Source organism: Brevibacterium pityocampae (assembly GCF_039541555.1).
Lineage (GTDB): Bacteria > Actinomycetota > Actinomycetes > Actinomycetales > Brevibacteriaceae > Brevibacterium > Brevibacterium pityocampae.
Map to the genome: position 1 here is coordinate 80551 of NZ_BAABGL010000003.1, position 17177 is coordinate 97727.

A 17177-nucleotide genomic window follows, 5' to 3' on the forward strand; every position below is an offset into this window, starting at 1 on the left:
ATGAAGGCATGGCAGTTCACGAACACCCACGAGCCCCTCGTCCTCAACGAGGTCGAGGAGCCGGAGGCCGGACCCGGCCAGGTCGTCATCGAGATGAAGGCCGCGGGCCTCTGCCAACTCCGATGTCGGTCTGCTCGAGGACGAGGGGTGGCTGTCCACCCTGCCCAAGCAGCCCATCACCATCGGCCACGAGAACGCCGGCGTCGTCGCCGAGCTCGGCGAGGGCGTGACGAACGTCAAGGTCGGTGACCGGGTGGGCGTCTGCCCGACCACCCCGGCCGGCGCTCCCGGCTACGTCGCCGACGGCGGCTTCCAGCCGAAGATCGCCTTCGACGCGAATGCGCTCGTGCCGATCCCCGACGGCGTGTCCTGGGAGCAGGGCGCGGCCGCGACGGATGCGGGCATGACCTCGTACCACGCGATCATCACCAACGGCCAGGCCGGCCCCGGCGAGAAGATCGGCGTCATCGGCTTCGGCGGGCTCGGCCAGATCGGTGCGCGCGTGGCGATCCTCGCCGGCGCCGAGGTCTACGTCGCCGAGGTGAACGAGAAGGTCTGGGACGCCGCGAAGAAGAACGGCGCCAAGGGCGTCGCGAAGTCGATCAGCGAGTTCTCCGACGTCGAGTTCGACGCGATCATCGACTACGCCGGCTTCGGCACCACCACCGCCGAGGCGATCGAGACCGTGCGCCGCGGCGGCATCGTCGTGCAGGTCGGCATGGGCCGGCTCGAGGCGACGATCTCGACCAGGGCCCTCATCCTCTCCGAGGTCACCCTCATCGGTTCGCAGGGCGGCACCAAGGAGGACATCGCCGGGGTGTACGAGTACCTCGCCACCGGCGAGCTCGAGCCCACCCTCACCACGATCGGCTTCGAGGACATCCCCGAGGGCCTCGACAAGCTCGCCAAGGGCGAGGTCGTCGGGCGCCTCGTCGCGCTCTACTGAGCCGCGCCGCCGCAGCACCCGTCGAGTGGTCAGGTTCTTTCGGATTCCCGCGAGTATTCGAAGGAAACTGACCACTCGATGATCGGGGTCGGCAGGACCCGTGAATGACCGCAGGGCCCGGAGAGATCCTCTCCGGGCCCTGCGCGTCTCTGCGGGTCCTATGACCGCGGGGGCTCAGCTCAGCTGAACGCTCCGAAGTCGTAGTCCTCGAGCGGGATGGCCGCGCCCTCCCCGGTCAGGCTCGGGTAGAAGTCGCCGTAGGAGTTGTTGAACATCTCCTGCTTGGCCTCCTCGGTGGGCTCGACGACCATGTCGCGGAACTTGTGCATTCCGGTTCCGGCCGGGATGAGCTTACCGAGGATGACGTTCTCCTTGAGGCCGAGCAGCGGATCCGACTTGCCCTCGAGGGCCGCCTCGGTGAGCACACGGGTGGTCTCCTGGAAGGAGGCCGCCGACAGCCACGACTCGGTCGCGAGCGAGGCCTTGGTGATGCCCATGAGCTCGTCGCGGGCCGAGGCGGGGGTGCCGCCCTCGGCGACGATCCGCCGGTTCTCCGCCTGGTACCGCCCGCGGTCCACGAGCTCGCCGGGCAGCAGCGTCGTGTCGCCGGACTCGATGACGGTGACGCGCCGGAGCATCTGGCGCACGATGACCTCGATGTGCTTGTCGTGGATGCCCACGCCCTGCGAGCGGTACACCTTCTGCACCTCGTCGACGAGGAAGCGCTCGGCCTCCCGGCGACCGCGGATGCGGAGCACCTGCTTGGGGTCGACAGCACCCTGGACGAGCTTCTCACCGGCGGTGATGTGCTGGCCGTCCTCGACGAGCAGCTGCGAGCGGCGGCCCACGGCGTGCTCGATCTCCTCGGCCCCGTCGTCGGGCACGATGATGACGTAGCGCGTCTTGCGCGAGTCATCGATCTTGACCCGGCCGGTGGCCTCGGCGATCGGCGCGAATCCCTTGGGCGTGCGCGCCTCGAACAGCTCGGTCACACGCGGCAGACCCTGCGTGATGTCTCCTCCGCCGCCGGCGGCCACGCCACCGGTGTGGAAGGTGCGCATCGTCAGCTGGGTGCCGGGCTCGCCGATCGACTGCGCCGCGACCGTGCCGATCGCCTCGCCGATGTCGACGAGCTGGCCGGTGGCCATCGACCGTCCGTAGTGGACGGCCGAGATCTGCACGTCGGAGTCGGCGGTGAGCACGGAGTGCACCTTGATCTCACGGATGCCGTGGGCGACGAGGTTCTCGACGACCTCGACGGTGACATCGGTCTTCGCCGGGTACAGCACGGTGCCGTCGGAGTCGGTGATGTCGGACACCGTGAGGCGGCCGTGCAGGCTCGTCTCCGCGAACTCGTGGACCTCGAGCTCCCCGGTCGGCCCCTCCTGCGCGATCGGCAGGGTGAGGCCCTTCGTCGTGTCGGTGTCCTCGGTGCGCACGATGACGTCCTGGGACACGTCGACGAGGCGACGGGTGAGGTAGCCCGAGTCCGCCGTCCGCAGCGCGGTGTCGGCGAGTCCCTTGCGGGCTCCGTGGCTCGCGATGAAGTACTCGAGCACCGACAGGCCCTCGCGGTAGTTCGACTTGATCGGACGCGGGATGATCTCACCCTTGGGGTTCGTCACCAGGCCTCGCATACCCGCGAGCTGCCGGACCTGCGTCCAGTTGCCCGAGGCGCCGGACTCGACGAGGCGCAGCACGGAGTTGTTCTCCGGGAAGTTCTTCTGCATCGCATCATCGACCTCGTCGGTGGTCTCCGACCAGATCTTGACGAGCTCGTTGCGGCGCTCGTCGTCGGTCAGGGCACCGAAGTCGTACTGCTCCTGCACCTTGGCCGCGAGGTCCTCCGCCTTGGCGAGCATGCCCTCCTTGGCGTCCGGGGACACGATGTCGGACATCGCGACCGTCAGACCCGAGCGGGTGGCCCAGTAGAAGCCGGTGGACTTGAAGTTGTCGAGCGTCGCGGCGACCTCCACCTTGGGGTAGACGTCGGCGAGCCGGTTGACGATCTTCGACAGCATCTTCTTGTCGACCGTGGCGTTGATGAAGCGGTAGTCCGCCGGCAGCGTCTCGTTGAAGAGCGCGCGGCCCAGCGTCGTCTCGACGACCGCCGGCTTCCCCGGCCCCCAGCCCTCGGGCATGGTCATCGAGTCGTCCGGGACGATGTCGTCGATCCGCACGCGGATCTTCGCACCGAGGTCGAGCTCGCTGCGATCGAAGGCCATGATGGCCTCGGCGATCGAGGAGAACTCGCGTCCGGTGCCCTCGGCGCCGGACTGCTCGCTCGTCAGGTGGTAGATGCCGATGATCATGTCCTGGCTGGGCATGGTGACCGGCTTGCCGTCGGAGGGCTTGAGGATGTTGTTCGCCGACAGCATGAGCACGCGGGCCTCGGCCTGCGCCTCCGCGGACAGCGGCAGGTGCACGGCCATCTGGTCGCCGTCGAAGTCGGCGTTGAACGCCGAGCAGACGAGCGGGTGGATCTGGATGGCCTTGCCCTCGACGAGCTGCGGCTCGAAGGCCTGGATGCCCAGGCGGTGCAGGGTGGGGGCGCGGTTGAGCAGCACCGGGTGCTCGGTGATGGCCTCTTCGAGGACGTCCCAGACCTGCGGGTGCTGACGCTCGACCATGCGCTTGGCGGACTTGATGTTCTGCGCGTGGTTGAGGTCGACGAGCCGCTTCATGACGAAGGGCTTGAACAGCTCGAGCGCCATCGTCTTGGGCAGACCGCACTGGTGGAGCTTGAGGGTCGGGCCGACGACGATGACCGAGCGGCCGGAGTAGTCGACGCGCTTGCCGAGCAGGTTCTGGCGGAACCGGCCCTGCTTGCCCTTGAGCATGTCCGACAGCGACTTGAGCGGGCGATTGCCCGGCCCGGTGACCGGACGGCCGCGGCGGCCGTTGTCGAACAGCGAGTCGACGGCCTCCTGGAGCATCCGCTTCTCGTTGTTGACGATGATCTCCGGGGCGCCGAGGTCGAGCAGGCGCTTGAGCCGGTTGTTGCGGTTGATCACCCGACGGTAGAGGTCGTTGAGGTCCGAGGTCGCGAACCGGCCGCCGTCGAGCTGCACCATCGGGCGGAGCTCCGGCGGGATCACCGGGATCGCGTCGAGGACCATGCCCTCAGGTGTGTTGTCGGTGGTGAGGAACGCGTTGACGACCTTGAGGCGCTTGAGTGCACGAGTCTTGCGCTGCCCCTTGCCGGTCTTGATGAGCTCGCGCAGCGCATCCGACTCCGCCTCCAGGTCGAAGTCCTGGAGCCGCTTCTGGATCGCCTCGGCGCCCATCGCGCCGGAGAAGTAGATGCCGAAGCGCTCGACCATCTCGCGGTAGAGCGACTCGTCGCCCTCGAGGTCGGACACGGCGAGGTTCTTGAACCGGTCCCAGACCTTCTCGATGCGGTCGATGTCGCGCTCGGAGTGCTTGCGGAGGTTCGCCATCTCGCGCTCCGCCTGGTCGCGGAGCTTCTTCTTGGCCTGGGCGGTGCCTCCCTCGGACTCGAGCGCGGCGAGGTCCTCCTCGAGCTTCCGGGCACGCCGGTCGATGTCGGCGTCGCGACGGTCGACGAGCTGCTTCTTCTCCACGTCGATCTGGTTCTGCAGGGTCGGCAGGTCCCGGTGCCGGGAGTCCTCGTCGACCCAGGTGATCATGTACGCGGCGAAGTAGATGATCTTCTCGAGATCCTTCGGCGCCAGGTCGAGCAGGTAGCCCAGGCGGGAGGGCACACCCTTGAAGTACCAGATGTGGGTGACCGGCGCGGCGAGCTCGATGTGGCCCATCCGCTCACGGCGGACCTTGGCCCGCGTGACCTCGACCCCGCAGCGCTCGCAGATGATGCCCTTGAAGCGCACGCGCTTGTACTTGCCGCAGTAGCACTCCCAATCGCGGGTCGGTCCGAAGATCTTCTCGCAGAACAGGCCGTCCTTCTCCGGCTTCAGGGTGCGGTAGTTGATGGTCTCGGGCTTCTTGACCTCGCCGTGCGACCAGCGGCGGATGTCGTCGGCAGTGGCCAGGCCGATCCGCAGCTCATCGAAGAAATTGACGTCAGGCACGTAAATCCTCTTTCTCGGTGACGATCGCGCACGATCGTCGGTTCGCGTTCGTAAGTATCAGACTTCTTCGACGGTGTTGGCTTCGTGACGGGACAGGTTGATGCCGAGCTCCTCGGCCGCGCGGAAGACCTCCTCGTCGGAGTCGCGCATCTCCACCTGCATGCCGTCCGAGGACAGGACCTCGATGTCGAGACACAGAGACTGCATTTCCTTGATGAGCACCTTGAAGGACTCCGGGATGCCCGGATCCGGCAGGTTCTCGCCCTTGACGATCGCCTCGTAGACCTTGACGCGGCCCGGGATGTCGTCGGACTTGATCGTCAGCAGCTCCTGGAGGGTGTACGCGGCGCCGTACGCCTCGAGCGCCCACACCTCCATCTCGCCGAATCGCTGACCGCCGAACTGCGCCTTACCGCCCAGCGGCTGCTGGGTGATCATCGAGTACGGTCCGGTCGAGCGCGCGTGGATCTTGTCGTCGACGAGGTGGTGGAGCTTGAGGATGTACATGTAGCCCACCGACACCGGGTACGGGAACGGCTCGCCGGAGCGGCCGTCGTACAGCCGCGCCTTGCCCGAGCTGTTGATCAGCCGGTCGCCGTCGCGGTTGGGGTGCGTCGAGTCGAGCAGTCCGCGCAACTCCTCCTCGTGGGCGCCGTCGAACACCGGGGTGGCGACGTTCGTGCCGGGCTCCGCCTCGCGGGAGAAGTGGAAGTGCTTGAGCTCCTTGGCCCAGTCGGGGTTGCCCTCGATCTTCCAGCCCTGCTTGGCGACCCACCCGAGGTGGATCTCGAAAACCTGTCCGATGTTCATGCGGCGCGGCACGCCGTGCGGGTTGAGGATGATGTCGATCGGGGTGCCGTCCTCGAGGAACGGCATGTCCTCGATCGGCAGGATCTTCGAGATCACGCCCTTGTTGCCGTGGCGGCCGGCCATCTTGTCGCCGATGGTGATCTTGCGGCGCTGCGCCACGTAGACGCGCACGAGCTGGTTGACGCCGGGAGCGAGCTCGTCGTCGTCCTCGCGGTCGAACTCCTTGACCGCGATGACGGTGCCGGACTCGCCGTGGGGCACCTTGAGCGAGGTGTCGCGCACCTCGCGCGACTTCTCGCCGAAGATCGCACGGAGCAGGCGCTCCTCCGGGGTGAGCTCGGTCTCGCCCTTGGGGGTGACCTTGCCGACGAGGATGTCGCCGTCGGTGACCTCCGCGCCGATCCGGATGATGCCGCGCTCGTCGAGGTCCGCCAGCGCCTCCGGGGAGATGTTCGGGATGTCCCGGGTGATCTCCTCGGCGCCGAGCTTGGTGTCGCGCGCGTCGACCTCGTGCTCCTCGATGTGGATCGAGGACAGGACGTCCTCCTGCACCATGCGCTGGGACAGGATGATGGCGTCCTCGAAGTTGTGGCCCTCCCAGGACATGAACGCCACAAGGAGGTTCTTGCCGAGCGCCATCTCGCCGTTCTCGGTCGACGGGCCGTCGCCGATCACGGCGCCGACCTCGACGCGGTCGCCCTCGTCGACGAGGATGCGCTGGTTGTACGAGGTGCCGTGGTTCGAGCGGCGGAACTTCTCCGCCCGGTACGTGATGGTCGTGCCGTCGTCGTTGAGGACGGTGGCGTAGTCGGCGCAGACGTCGGTGACGACGCCGGCCTTCGTCGCGACCATGACGTCGCCGGCGTCGACCGCGGCGCGGTACTCCATGCCGGTGCCGACGAGCGGGGCCTCGCTGCGCACCAGCGGCACGGCCTGGCGCTGCATGTTCGCACCCATGAGCGCGCGGTTGGCGTCGTCGTGCTCGAGGAACGGGATGAGCGCGGTCGCCACCGACACCATCTGGCGGGCGGAGACGTCCATGAAGTCGATCTCGTCGGCCGGGAGCAGCTCGGCCTCGCCGCCGCCGCCCTTGGGACGCGCGAGGACGAACTCCTCGGCGAACTTCTGGTCGTCGGTGAGCGGGGCGTTCGCCTGGGCGATCGAGTACTCGAGCTCGTCGTCGGCGGTGAGGTACTCGGTGGAGTCGGTGACGACACCGTCGACGACCTTGCGGTACGGCGTCTCGATGAACCCGAACGGGTTGATCCGCGCGTACGAGGCGAGCGAGCCGATGAGGCCGATGTTCGGGCCCTCCGGGGTCTCGATCGGGCACATGCGCCCGTAGTGCGAGGGGTGGACGTCGCGGACCTCCATGCCGGCGCGGTCGCGCGACAGGCCGCCGGGGCCGAGCGCCGACAGGCGGCGCTTGTGGGTGAGCCCGGCCAGCGGATTGTTCTGGTCCATGAACTGGCTGAGCTGGGAGGTTCCGAAGAACTCCTTGATCGCGGCCACGACGGGACGGATGTTGATGAGCGACTGCGGGGTGATCGCCTCGACGTCCTGCGTGGTCATGCGCTCGCGGACGACGCGCTCCATGCGGGACAGGCCGGTGCGCACCTGGTTCTCGATGAGCTCGCCGACCGCGCGGATGCGGCGGTTGCCGAAGTGGTCGATGTCGTCGAGCGCGACGCGCAGGTCGATCTCCTCGCCGTCGCGGACGCCGGGCATGGTGTCCGCCCCGGCGTGGAGGGACACGATGTAGCGGATCGTCGCGACGATGTCCTCGGTGGTGAGGACGGAGTCGGAGAGCGGCCGGTCGATGCCGAGCTTCCGGTTGACCTTGTAGCGGCCGACCTTGGCGAGGTCGTAGCGCTTCGGGTTGAAGTAGAGGTTGTTGAGCAGCCCCTCGGCGGCCTCGACGGTCGCGGGCTCGGCCGGGCGGAGCTTCTTGTAGATGTCGATGAGGGCTTCCTCGCGCGTGGACACGGTGTCCTTCGCGAGGGTCTCGCGGATCGACTCGAAGTCGCCGAACTCCTCGAGGATCTTCGATTCGGTCCAGCCCAGGGCCTTGAGCAGCACGGTGACCGACTGCTTGCGCTTGCGGTCGAGGCGGACGCCGACCTGGTCGCGCTTGTCGATCTCGAACTCGAGCCAGGCGCCGCGCGAGGGGATGATCTTCGCGGTGAAGATGTCCTTGTCGGAGGTCTTGTCCGGGGTCGACTCGAAGTAGGCGCCCGGGGACCGGACGAGCTGCGAGACGACGACGCGCTCGGTGCCGTTGATGACGAAGGTGCCCTGCTCGGTCATGAGCGGGAAGTCGCCCATGAAGACCGTCTGGCTCTTGATCTCGCCGGTGTTGTTGTTCATGAACTCCGCGGTGACGAACAGCGGAGCGGAGTAGGTGATGTCCTTCTCCTTGCAGTCGTCGATCGAGTACTTGGGAGGCTCGAAGCGGTGCTCGCGGAACGACAGCGACATCGATCCGGAGAAGTCCTCGATCGGCGAGATCTCCTCGAAGATGTCCTCGAGACCGGCGGTCGTGGCGACGGAGTCGTCCCCGCGCTCGGTGGCATCGATGACGCGGTCCTGCCACCGCTCGTTGCCGATCAGCCAGTCGAAGCTGTCGGTCTGCAGTCCGAGCAGATTGGGTACCTCGAGCGGCTCGTGGATCTTCGCGAAGGAGATGCGCTGGGGCGGGTTAGCGGTCCTGGTGTTTTCGTTGGCGGCGGCCAATGGGATCCTTCCGAGTGGGTCACCTGTTGAGTCCGGCTTCACCTGAGCCGGCGTCGAGGACCGCAGGGACCAGGTGTGACGTACACATCCGGGTTCCACGGTCTGCTCAGGCCGGGATTTCCGATGTGCCCACCGCTATATGAAGGCACCACGAAGGCGAAGCAACGCAAATATCCACACTAGACCTGTAATGCCCGGAACGCAAGTGCGGATGTGGTAGGCTCTCACTTTTTCCCGTGCGATCCCGTCCCGGTCCTGGTCAGAGGCCCCGTGAGGACTGTTCCGGGACGACGGGTCACCGGCCGCCGCGCTGCCAGATGCCGGTCATCCCCAGCGCCCGGAAGCCGACCCGGTCGTTGATCGCGAGCATCGGCGTGTTCTCCGCGGCGTTCCACGTGTACACCCGCTCGACCTCCGGGACGCTCGCGCGCAGGTGGCCGGCATTGAGCCGCTTGAGGAGCACCGCGTATCCGCGCCCGCGGGCCTCCGGCACCGTCACCGTGGATTCCTGGAACCCGAACTCGCGGCCTTCGCCGACGTGGTAGACGGTGGCGCCCAGCGGCGCGCCGTCGTCCGCCCGCAGCAGCACCGTCCCGTAGGCCGTGATGCCGCGGGCCCGGGTGAGCCGGTCCTCGTCGCGGACGCGCTCCGGGGTGTGCACGACGGGCTCGAAATCGGCCTCCCCCACCGGGATCGTCGCCTCGAACACGGTGAGGAGGTGGGCGAGCGCGTCGAGGAGGTGGGCGGGGACATCGCCCACCCAGCTGTGCGCGCGGAGGCCGGCCGGCACCTCGGGCGCGGGGACGTCGCTCACGGGGAGGACGGCGAAGCGCTCGATCTGCACGAGGCGGAACCCGCGGGACTCGAGCCGGAGGACCGCCGGGTCGCCGGCGAACAGGGCGCCGTGGCCGGGCGCGAGGCGGCGCAGCGGCCGGGTGCCGTTCGGCCCGCGATCGGGGTCGAGGCGAGCCGCCCCGGGGTCCGGACGGGCGGTACCGGAGTCGGAGCCGCCCTCGGGACGGGCACCATCGAAATGGGCGGCGGGCCGCCCGAGTGCGGTTGCGGAGTAGTTGTCGTCCGGGTGGTCGGGGTGCTGCTCGTCGGCGTAGAGGACGGTGCGGCCGACCTCCGAGACGACCGCGTCGACGTGGGCCCAGAGCAGATCGTCGACCGCGGCGGCAGTCTCCGGCGCGAGGCCGGGGAGGACATCGACCGCGACGTCGGCGGAGTCGAGGTTGTCCCGGAGCGGGGCGACGACGACGGCGCAGCCGAGGCACGCGTCCCCGCCGACGGCGAGAGCGAGATCGCGCAGGTGGTGGGGGTCCGATTCCCAGCCCGCACGGCGCTCCGCGGCGGTGGTGACGAGTTCGGGGAGGCCGATGCTCTCCATGAGCACCTCCTCCTCGATCGCCTGCACGTGGTCGAGGAACTCGCCGAAGAGCTGCGGGTCGGCGGCGACGTCGGCGGCCCGGAGGAGGCGCAGGTCGGCCGAGCCCGGGCCGGTGGCCGGGGTCGGCCGCGCGGGGTCCCCCGACTCGGCGGGCCGGGTGCCGTCGTCCGGCGCCGGACGGGCATGAGCGAGCAGCGCGGCGGATGAGGGTGCCGGGGATGCGCTCATGGTCCACTTCTACCACCGCCGATCGTCCGGAGCGATGCCTGGCGGGGCCGTCGCCACGCGGGTGCGGTTGACTGTGGACAACCGCAGGCGCGGCATCGGCGGCTGGTAGGTTCGGGCTGACGGCGCGGTCGCGCATCGCCGCGCCCTTGCCTGGACCGGAGGAGACATGGACACTGGGGCCGATCCCGGATATCTCATCGTGTGGCTGTGGATCTCCTGGGCCGTCGCCCTGCCGGTGCTCCTCGCCGCGGGGATCGCCACCCTCATCAGCCTCGGCGCGGGGCGGGGAGCCGCCGAGGCGCCCCGGCCGCGGGCCACTCGTGCGGCTGGTCGCCCCGGGTACCGTTCCCCCCGCCCTGGCACGATGCCTCCGCGCCCGCCCTGGGTGCCGCAGGCGGACGCGCAGGTCGCCGGCCCCCCGATACCGCGCTCCGCTGCGCACCCCGGCATGCACGCGCCCGGGAACCAGTCCCCCGGCATGCACGCACCCGGGATGCAGGCCCCTCGCACGGCGGCTCCGACGCCGGGTCAACCGGTTGCCGGGCATCTTGCGCCCGGCCATCCGGTACTCGGTCGATCGCAGGGCGGCCGACCGGCTCCCTCTCCGGCCCGCACCGACCGGAGCGTGCTGTACCCCAATCTCCTCCTCGGCGTCGCCTGCCTCTTCGTCCTCGCGGCCGCGGTCGTGTTCGCCGGGATCAGCCAGTCGGCGGTGCTGCGGGCCGTGAGCATCTGGGCCGTCGCGCTCCTCGCCTACGGTGCGGGTCTGCTCCTCCACGGCCTGGCACCGCGCCTGCGCCCGATCGGCATCGCGCTCACCGGGCTCGGCCTCGCGCTCGTCCCGATCGCCGGCGGGCTGCTCGGCGGGCTGTCGCTGACGAGCCCGTCGCTGGCGTGGTTCATCTCCTCCGCCGTCGGGGCGCTCTGCTACGGCTTCGCCGCCTTCCGGCTGCGCTCGGCGCTCATCACCTGGTTCGGACTGCTCTTCGTCCTCTCCCTCGTGCTGTCGATGATGGCCCTGACGCCCGCCCCGACGGTCTGGTACTTCTGCGCTCTCGTGCTCGCCGCCACGGCATTCGCCGTCGCCGCCCGGCTGCTCACCGGCCGGGTCCACCCTGCGTTCGTCCTGCCGCACCTCGTGCTCGGGGAGGTCGTCGCGCCGGCGGCGGTGGTCGCCTCCGTCTTCATCGATCCGTTCCCGAGCGCGTGGGCCTGGGCCGCACTGTTCGCTGTGCTCGGCGTCCACTACCTCGTCGGGGCGTGGTGCCTGGGCTCGACGGTCCGCGGTCCGATCGCCCGGCTGGCGCTCTCGACCTCCCTCATCTGGGCCGTCGGCGCGACCATCGGCAGCCTCTGGCCGGACCAGCCCCCGGCGACCCAGGCAGGCGCCATGGTGCTCACCGCCCTGGCCCTGTCCGCCGGGTTCCTCGGGGAGGCCCTGCTCCACCGCCGTCGCACCCTCGCCACCTGGTTCGTCCTCGGAGTCGCCGCCGGAATCGGGCTCATCGCCACGCTCGTCTCGCCGTTCTCACTGGCCTCGCCCCTGGTGCGGCCGCTCGCCGGCGGCACGATCGCCCTCACCGTGCTCCTCGTGGTGCTGCTCGTCGTCTGCGCGCTGCGTTTCGACCTCCCCCCGGCGCGTGCCGGAGCGGTGGCGCTCGGCTGCACCCTGGGCCCCTGGGCAGCCGCCGCACTCGGCGTGAGCGACGCCGAGGTGTCCCCCTCGAGCGGGGCTCCGTACCTCTTCCTCATGGTGGGTCTCGTCCTCGTGCTCGCCGCGGACGGCGCGGGCGCGGCGTGGATCACCTCGAAGCGCGGGCGGCATCTGCTCCACCTCCGCCGCTCCGCCCCGCTGCTGTCGGCGGTGACGAGCGGCACTCTGCTCGCCCCCGCGTTCGGCGCGCCCGATGCCGGACACCCGCTCCTCGCGTTCGGCGGCTACCTCGTCCTGCTCCTGGCGCTGTGCGCCGCCGCCTGGGCGGTGCGCTCCGCGCTCCTCCTCACCGGCGCGATCCCGCTCGTCACCGCAGCAGCACTCACCGTGGCCTCGTCGTACGGGGCGGACGGCCTGCGCATGACCGCCCCGGTCCCGAACGACGTCGTGCGCCTGGGGCTCACCGTCGCGCTGCTCGGCGGAGTCGTCGTCGCGGAGGTCCTGCTGCTGCGGGCCGGACGCCGCTGGCGCGCCCGCTACGCCGGGACCATGGCCCTGCTCCTCGCCGGTGCCGTCGCCCTCGACGTCCTCGTCCCCGTGTTCCCCGCTCCGGACAGCGACCTCGGCCTCGGGGTGCTCGCCCTCGGCGCCGTCGGCGGCCTGCTCCTGCTCCACGCGGTGGTGGTCTTCGGCCACCGGATGCGGCCCCGCGCCCCGGGCAGCCGACACGCGCCTCCCGGTCTCGGTTCGACCGCAGTCTGGGTGGGCCTCGGTGCGCTCACCGTCCTCACCGTGTTCCGGGCCGGCCAGGCGTCCACGCTGTTCGCCGTGATCACCTGTGTGCTGCTCGCCGCCGCCGGGGCACACGCGACCCTCGTGCACCGGAACCAGTGGCTGCTGCTCCCGGTCGCCGCGGCCTCGGCCATCGCAGTCATCAAGCTCTCCGGTCTGCCGTTCGACGACGGGGCGCTCCGGACCGTCGTCTCCGCCTGGGTCGTCTGGGCCCTGTGGTACGGGTGCTACTGGGCGCTCACCTCGGCCGGGAAGCCGGCGACGGCTCCGCTGGCGGTCGCGTTCGCGGCCGCTGTCACCGCGATCGTCGCGACCCCGCTGCTCGACGTCGAGGTCCCCTGGCTCAACTCCGTCACGCAGCTCGCCGTCGGCGTCTCGGTGACGATCCCCGCGCTCATGCTCGCCCTCCTCACCGCACGGGTCAGGGACACGACCATCCGCCGGATCCTGCCCGAATGCGCTTCGTTCGTCGGCGCCATCGGCCTCATGATCGCCGCCCACGGCGTCGTGTCCACCGCTCTCGTCGTCAATCTCCACTTCCTCGCCGCGGTCGCCTGGCTCTGGGCGTGGCTGGCCGACCGGCGCGGCGACGCACCCGTCGGCGGCACCCTGCGCCGGGTGATCTCCGCGGCCGCGGTGAGCCTCACCGGCGTGTACGCCGGGCTCGTCGACGGAGGCTGGTACACGGTGCTGTTCCTCGTCGACCACGTCGCGCTGCTCGTCTACGGTGCGGTCCGCTCGCGGGCCTGGGCACTGTGGTGGGGTCTCGGCGCCTCGGTCGCGGCGATCGTGTGGTTCCTCCGCGATCTCGTCTGGCTCGCTCTCATCGTCCTCGCGCTCGTGCTCATCGGCGTCGTGGTGTGGCTCCTGCTCCGCAAGCCGCAGGACCAGACCCGGGGCGGGCAGCAGGCGCCGAGGCCGGGCGGGTCTGTCGGTCCGGAGGGGCCGGGGTACCCGCGGGGTCCGGGATACTCGCGAGCGCCTGGGGCGCCGGGACCGGGATTCCGGCAGACAGAGCCTCGGGTCTCGCAGGCAGGGCCGGGGGTGCCGCAGGCAGGGCCGGGGGTGCCGCAGGCAGGGCCGGGGGTGCCGGGACCGCGCAGCGCTGCGGAAGCGGCACCACGTCCACCGGTTCCGCCGCACGCCCGACCCGGCGGCATACCCGGAACGAGCCCGGGCGGCCCTGCCCCGAACGGTCCGGCCCAGACGCCGTACCCCGGTTCCGGCGGACGCCCGGAGCAGCCGTCTCCGTGGGGGCCTCCGGGTTGGGCCGGTCGGCCCGATGAGCAGTGGTCGCCACGGCCGCAGCAGCCCCGCCCGCCCGGGCCGCCGCACACTCCAGGACCTCCGCACAGCTCCGAACCCCCTCCACCCGGCCCACCGGCCCCACCCGGGCCTCCCCCACCGAACAGGAGCCCGCATGGTTGAGATCTACGTGTTCACCTCGGACCCGGTGCAGCTCAACTCGTACCTCGTCGTCGGCACCGAGCGGGCACTCGTCGTCGATACCGGCGCCGGACCTGCCCAGGCAGGATCCATCCTCGCGGCGTTCCGTGCCCTCACCGATCTGCCGCTCACCGTGGTCAACACCCACGACCACTGGGACCACTTCTTCGGCAATGCCGCATTCGCCGCGGACGGGGTCGACGATTTCCTCGCCTCCCCCGGATTCGTCCGCGATCACCGGGCCTCGGCGTGGATCCAGCTCGAAGCCGTCCCCCTCGAGCACGAACCGGACCTGCCCACGCCGGAGGACCTCCTCGTCCCCGTGACGGCGGTCGACACCGGTGAGACGCTGCCGCTGGGCGACTGCACGGTCGAGTTCCTCCCGCTCGGCGGGCACACCGAGTCCGACCTCGTCATCCTGTGCGAGGACGTCGCACTCGTCGGGGATCTCGTCGAAGAGGGTGCGCCGCCTCAGTTCGGCGACGATGCGCTCCCGGCGCGGTGGGCCGAATCGCTCGAGACCCTGCTCGCTCTCCCGCAGCCGCAGGTATTCGCGCCCGGGCACGGTCAGCCCGTCGACCGTACGTTCCTCGCCGCCCAACTCGGGGACATCGCAGCGGTGGCAGAGAGCGACTCCACTGCCGAGGTGCCATCCCGGACCGCTCCCCCGTTCACCTGGGTGGACACCGGGGCAGGCTCCCACCTGCCGGCCGGGGTGTGCCGGCTGCGCTGAAGCAGCGGTGTGCCGGTCGCTTCGTCAGCGCGCTTCGATCCGCTGATGGTCGCAGGCACCGGACCCCGATCGAGTACTCCAGGGATCCTCGGGGTGAGCCCGGGCCGGCCGGGGTCCTGCAGGGTCACGGGCGCGGCGCCCCGGTTTCCGGCGGGAACGCGGACGCGCTGCCCGGCTCCTCGTCCGGGCGGAACACCGCCTGCTCGTCGAACAGGCCGCGCAGCGACGCTGCGACCTCCTCGACCACCGGGTACGCCTGCCCGTCGCGACTGCAGCTGTTCCGACCCTCGATCACGTGGAGGCGATCGTCCCCGACCCACACCTCGAGCGTGGTCGACTTCGTTCCGGCCGGGGGCGGTTCGCCGCCACAGGTCTGATCGCTGAGCATTGCGTGCTCGGCGGCGGCGATCGCGTCCGCCCAGGTGTCGGGATCCATCTCCACGCGCGACTGCCCGATGTGGGACCCATAGGCGGAGACGGTGATGCCTGCGGCGCTCGGATCCGCGTCGAGCCGGTAGCTCCGGTGGTAACGGGGCGGGACCGAGGAGTCGCGGTGGATGATCCGCAGCGCTGTCTCCGCGGGGTCGAGCGGCGACGGGGCCGGCTGCGGGGCGTCCGACTCCGTCGACGGGCCGACCGTGGGGTCCGGAGTGGGGCGAGGGTCGGGGACGAATCCGCAGGCACTGAGGCAGAGGATGGCGAGCGCCACCGTGCCGAGGGCGGGGGCGCCCCGGCGGCGGTGGCCGCGCGAGACCGTGGCACCTCGGCCGGCTGCGGCGCCGCGGTGAGCGAGGGCACCCGAGGGGGCAGCGGCACCACAGCCGCGGGAGCTTCTGCGAGCACGGGATCGGTTCATACGATCACGGTAGAGCCCGCGGCGATCCCGGATGTGGCGGGCGCGTGCCGGTCCGGACACACCGGATACCGCGCACCGGACCCCGCACTCCGGATTCCACGCGCACCGGGTCCTGCAGAGCGGCCGCCGCGGCGTTGAGATTGCAGATTCTCGCGGAATCGCTCTCAGGAACCTACAAAAATTGAGGGGTGAATGCACGGGACCCCGCTGCCACGGGGGCAGCGGGGTCCGGTGCTGGATACGCTCCGCTCACGGTCCGATCGCTCGGACCGCGGCGGATCGGATCACTTGAGGGAGACGGTGGCGCCGGCGGCCTCGAGGGCCTCCTTGGCCTTCTCCGCGGTCTCCTTGTTGACGCCCTCGAGGACGGCCTTGGGAGCGCCGTCGACGAGCTCCTTGGCCTCCTTGAGGCCGAGCGAGGTCAGTCCGCGGACCTCCTTGATGACCGGGACCTTCTTCTCGCCGCCGGACTCGAGGATGACGTCGAACTCATCCTTCTCCTCAGCGGCGGCCTCGCCACCGGCACCGCCGGCAGCAGGGGCGGCGGCAGCGGCGACCGGAGCGGCGGCCTCGACCTCGAAGGTCTCTTCGAACTGCTTGACGAAGTCGGAGAGTTCGATCAGGGAGAGCTCTTTGAACGCTTCGATGAGCTCTTCGGGGGTGAGCTTAGCCATGGTGGCTATGTCCTTCCTTACATGGCTGACGATCGCAGCCGGGGTGGTTTACAGGGGTGAAACTCAGGCGTCCTCGGTCGCGGCGGCCTCGGAGCCGGCGTTCTTCTCGCGAAGAGCGTCGACGGTCCGGACGGTCTTGACCAGCGGGGCGGTGAACATGTAGGCGGCCTTGTAGAGGCTGCCCTTCATGGCACCGGCTGCCTTCGCAAGCAGCACCTCGCGGGATTCGAGGTCGGCGAGTTTCGTGATCTCGTCAGCGGTCAGCGGCTTCCCCTCGAGGTAGCCTGCCTTGATGACCAGCTGCGGATTCGCCTTGGCGAAGTCACGCAGCGCCTTCGCGGCCTCGGACGGTTCGCCGGTGATGAAGGCAATGGCGGAGGGTCCGTTGAGGAGTCCGTCGAATGCCTCGATGCCGGCTTCCTTGGCAGCGATAGCGGTGAGCGTATTCTTCACCACGGCGTAGCTTGCCGTCTCACCGAGTGCTACGCGCAGGTCTTTCATCTGCGCGACGGTGAGACCGCGGTACTCGGTCAGCACTGCAGCCGGGGAGTTCTCGAGCAACTGCTTGAGCTCCGCAACTGCCGCTGCCTTGTCAGGCCTCGCCATGGTATTCCTTTCGTACGATGTCGGTGCCGAGAACACGAAAAAGCGCTCCGCGCAGAATGCACGGAACGCTGCGACTGCGGATGCGAACATCCTGATCATCGTTCTCATGACACCTGCGCTGGTCACTCTCTGCGAGTCTTCGCCAGTGGGCACGATCATCCGATTCCGGATGAGGTGATTCCCACGGGGACCGACGGTCTTGGGCAGTCTTCATGCTAGTGCACGCGGCCCCGGACTCCAAATCCGCGGCTGGGCCG

General features: G+C 69.9%; 9 protein-coding genes. 3 read left to right on the forward strand and 6 right to left on the reverse strand.

What is annotated here, in order from left to right:
* Positions 1 to 181 precede the first annotated feature (181 nt).
* Positions 182 to 946 (forward strand): zinc-binding dehydrogenase, encoded by a 765-nt coding sequence (locus tag ABD883_RS03700; protein ID WP_425548417.1) that lies wholly within the window; start codon positions 182 to 184, stop codon positions 944 to 946.
* Between the two features lie 179 nt (positions 947 to 1125).
* Here ABD883_RS03700 and ABD883_RS03705 read toward each other — a convergent pair whose 3' ends face one another.
* The 3 genes from ABD883_RS03705 to ABD883_RS03715 form a co-directional block, all read right to left on the reverse strand.
* Entirely contained in the window at positions 1126 to 4998 is a 3873-nt protein-coding gene (locus ABD883_RS03705; protein WP_345029925.1) for a DNA-directed RNA polymerase subunit beta', read from the reverse strand.
* Between the two features lie 57 nt (positions 4999 to 5055).
* Positions 5056 to 8541, reverse strand: coding sequence for a DNA-directed RNA polymerase subunit beta (rpoB, locus tag ABD883_RS03710; protein WP_345029927.1), 3486 nt, complete (start codon positions 8539 to 8541; stop codon positions 5056 to 5058).
* Between the two features lie 295 nt (positions 8542 to 8836).
* Positions 8837 to 10159 (reverse strand): GNAT family N-acetyltransferase, encoded by a 1323-nt coding sequence (locus tag ABD883_RS03715; protein WP_345029930.1) that lies wholly within the window; start codon positions 10157 to 10159, stop codon positions 8837 to 8839.
* A 625-nt stretch (positions 10160 to 10784) separates the two neighbouring features.
* Between ABD883_RS03715 and ABD883_RS03720 the strand changes: the two genes are divergently transcribed.
* Positions 10785 to 14033, forward strand: coding sequence for a hypothetical protein (locus tag ABD883_RS03720; protein ID WP_345029932.1), 3249 nt, complete (start codon positions 10785 to 10787; stop codon positions 14031 to 14033).
* A complete protein-coding gene (locus ABD883_RS03725) occupies positions 14026 to 14784 on the forward strand; it encodes an MBL fold metallo-hydrolase (RefSeq protein WP_345029934.1) in 759 nt (252 codons plus the stop codon). Before ABD883_RS03720 ends, ABD883_RS03725 begins: the two co-directional genes overlap by 8 nt.
* 124 nt (positions 14785 to 14908) lie before the next feature.
* Here ABD883_RS03725 and ABD883_RS03730 read toward each other — a convergent pair whose 3' ends face one another.
* From ABD883_RS03730 to rplJ, 3 genes are all read right to left on the reverse strand, one after another.
* Positions 14909 to 15640 carry a hypothetical protein gene (locus tag ABD883_RS03730; RefSeq protein ID WP_345029936.1) on the reverse strand — a complete coding sequence of 244 codons (732 nt, stop codon included), beginning with the start codon at positions 15638 to 15640 and terminating at the stop codon, positions 14909 to 14911.
* 284 nt (positions 15641 to 15924) lie between these two features.
* Positions 15925 to 16314, reverse strand: coding sequence for a 50S ribosomal protein L7/L12 (gene rplL / locus ABD883_RS03735; RefSeq protein WP_101652197.1), 390 nt, complete (start codon positions 16312 to 16314; stop codon positions 15925 to 15927).
* A gap of 63 nt (positions 16315 to 16377) precedes the next feature.
* Entirely contained in the window at positions 16378 to 16920 is a 543-nt protein-coding gene (gene rplJ / locus ABD883_RS03740; protein WP_137320282.1) for a 50S ribosomal protein L10, read from the reverse strand.
* Positions 16921 to 17177: the final 257 nt, after the last annotated feature.

Coding starts and splice junctions, on each gene's coding strand:
- ABD883_RS03730 (WP_345029936.1), bottom strand. CDS start 15,640: ATGAACCGATCCCGTGCTCGCAGAAGCTCCCGCGGCTGTGGTGCCGCT.
- rplJ (WP_137320282.1), bottom strand. CDS start 16,920: ATGGCGAGGCCTGACAAGGCAGCGGCAGTTGCGGAGCTCAAGCAGTTG.
- ABD883_RS03725 (WP_345029934.1), top strand. CDS start 14,026: ATGGTTGAGATCTACGTGTTCACCTCGGACCCGGTGCAGCTCAACTCG.
- ABD883_RS03715 (WP_345029930.1), bottom strand. CDS start 10,159: ATGAGCGCATCCCCGGCACCCTCATCCGCCGCGCTGCTCGCTCATGCC.
- rplL (WP_101652197.1), bottom strand. CDS start 16,314: ATGGCTAAGCTCACCCCCGAAGAGCTCATCGAAGCGTTCAAAGAGCTC.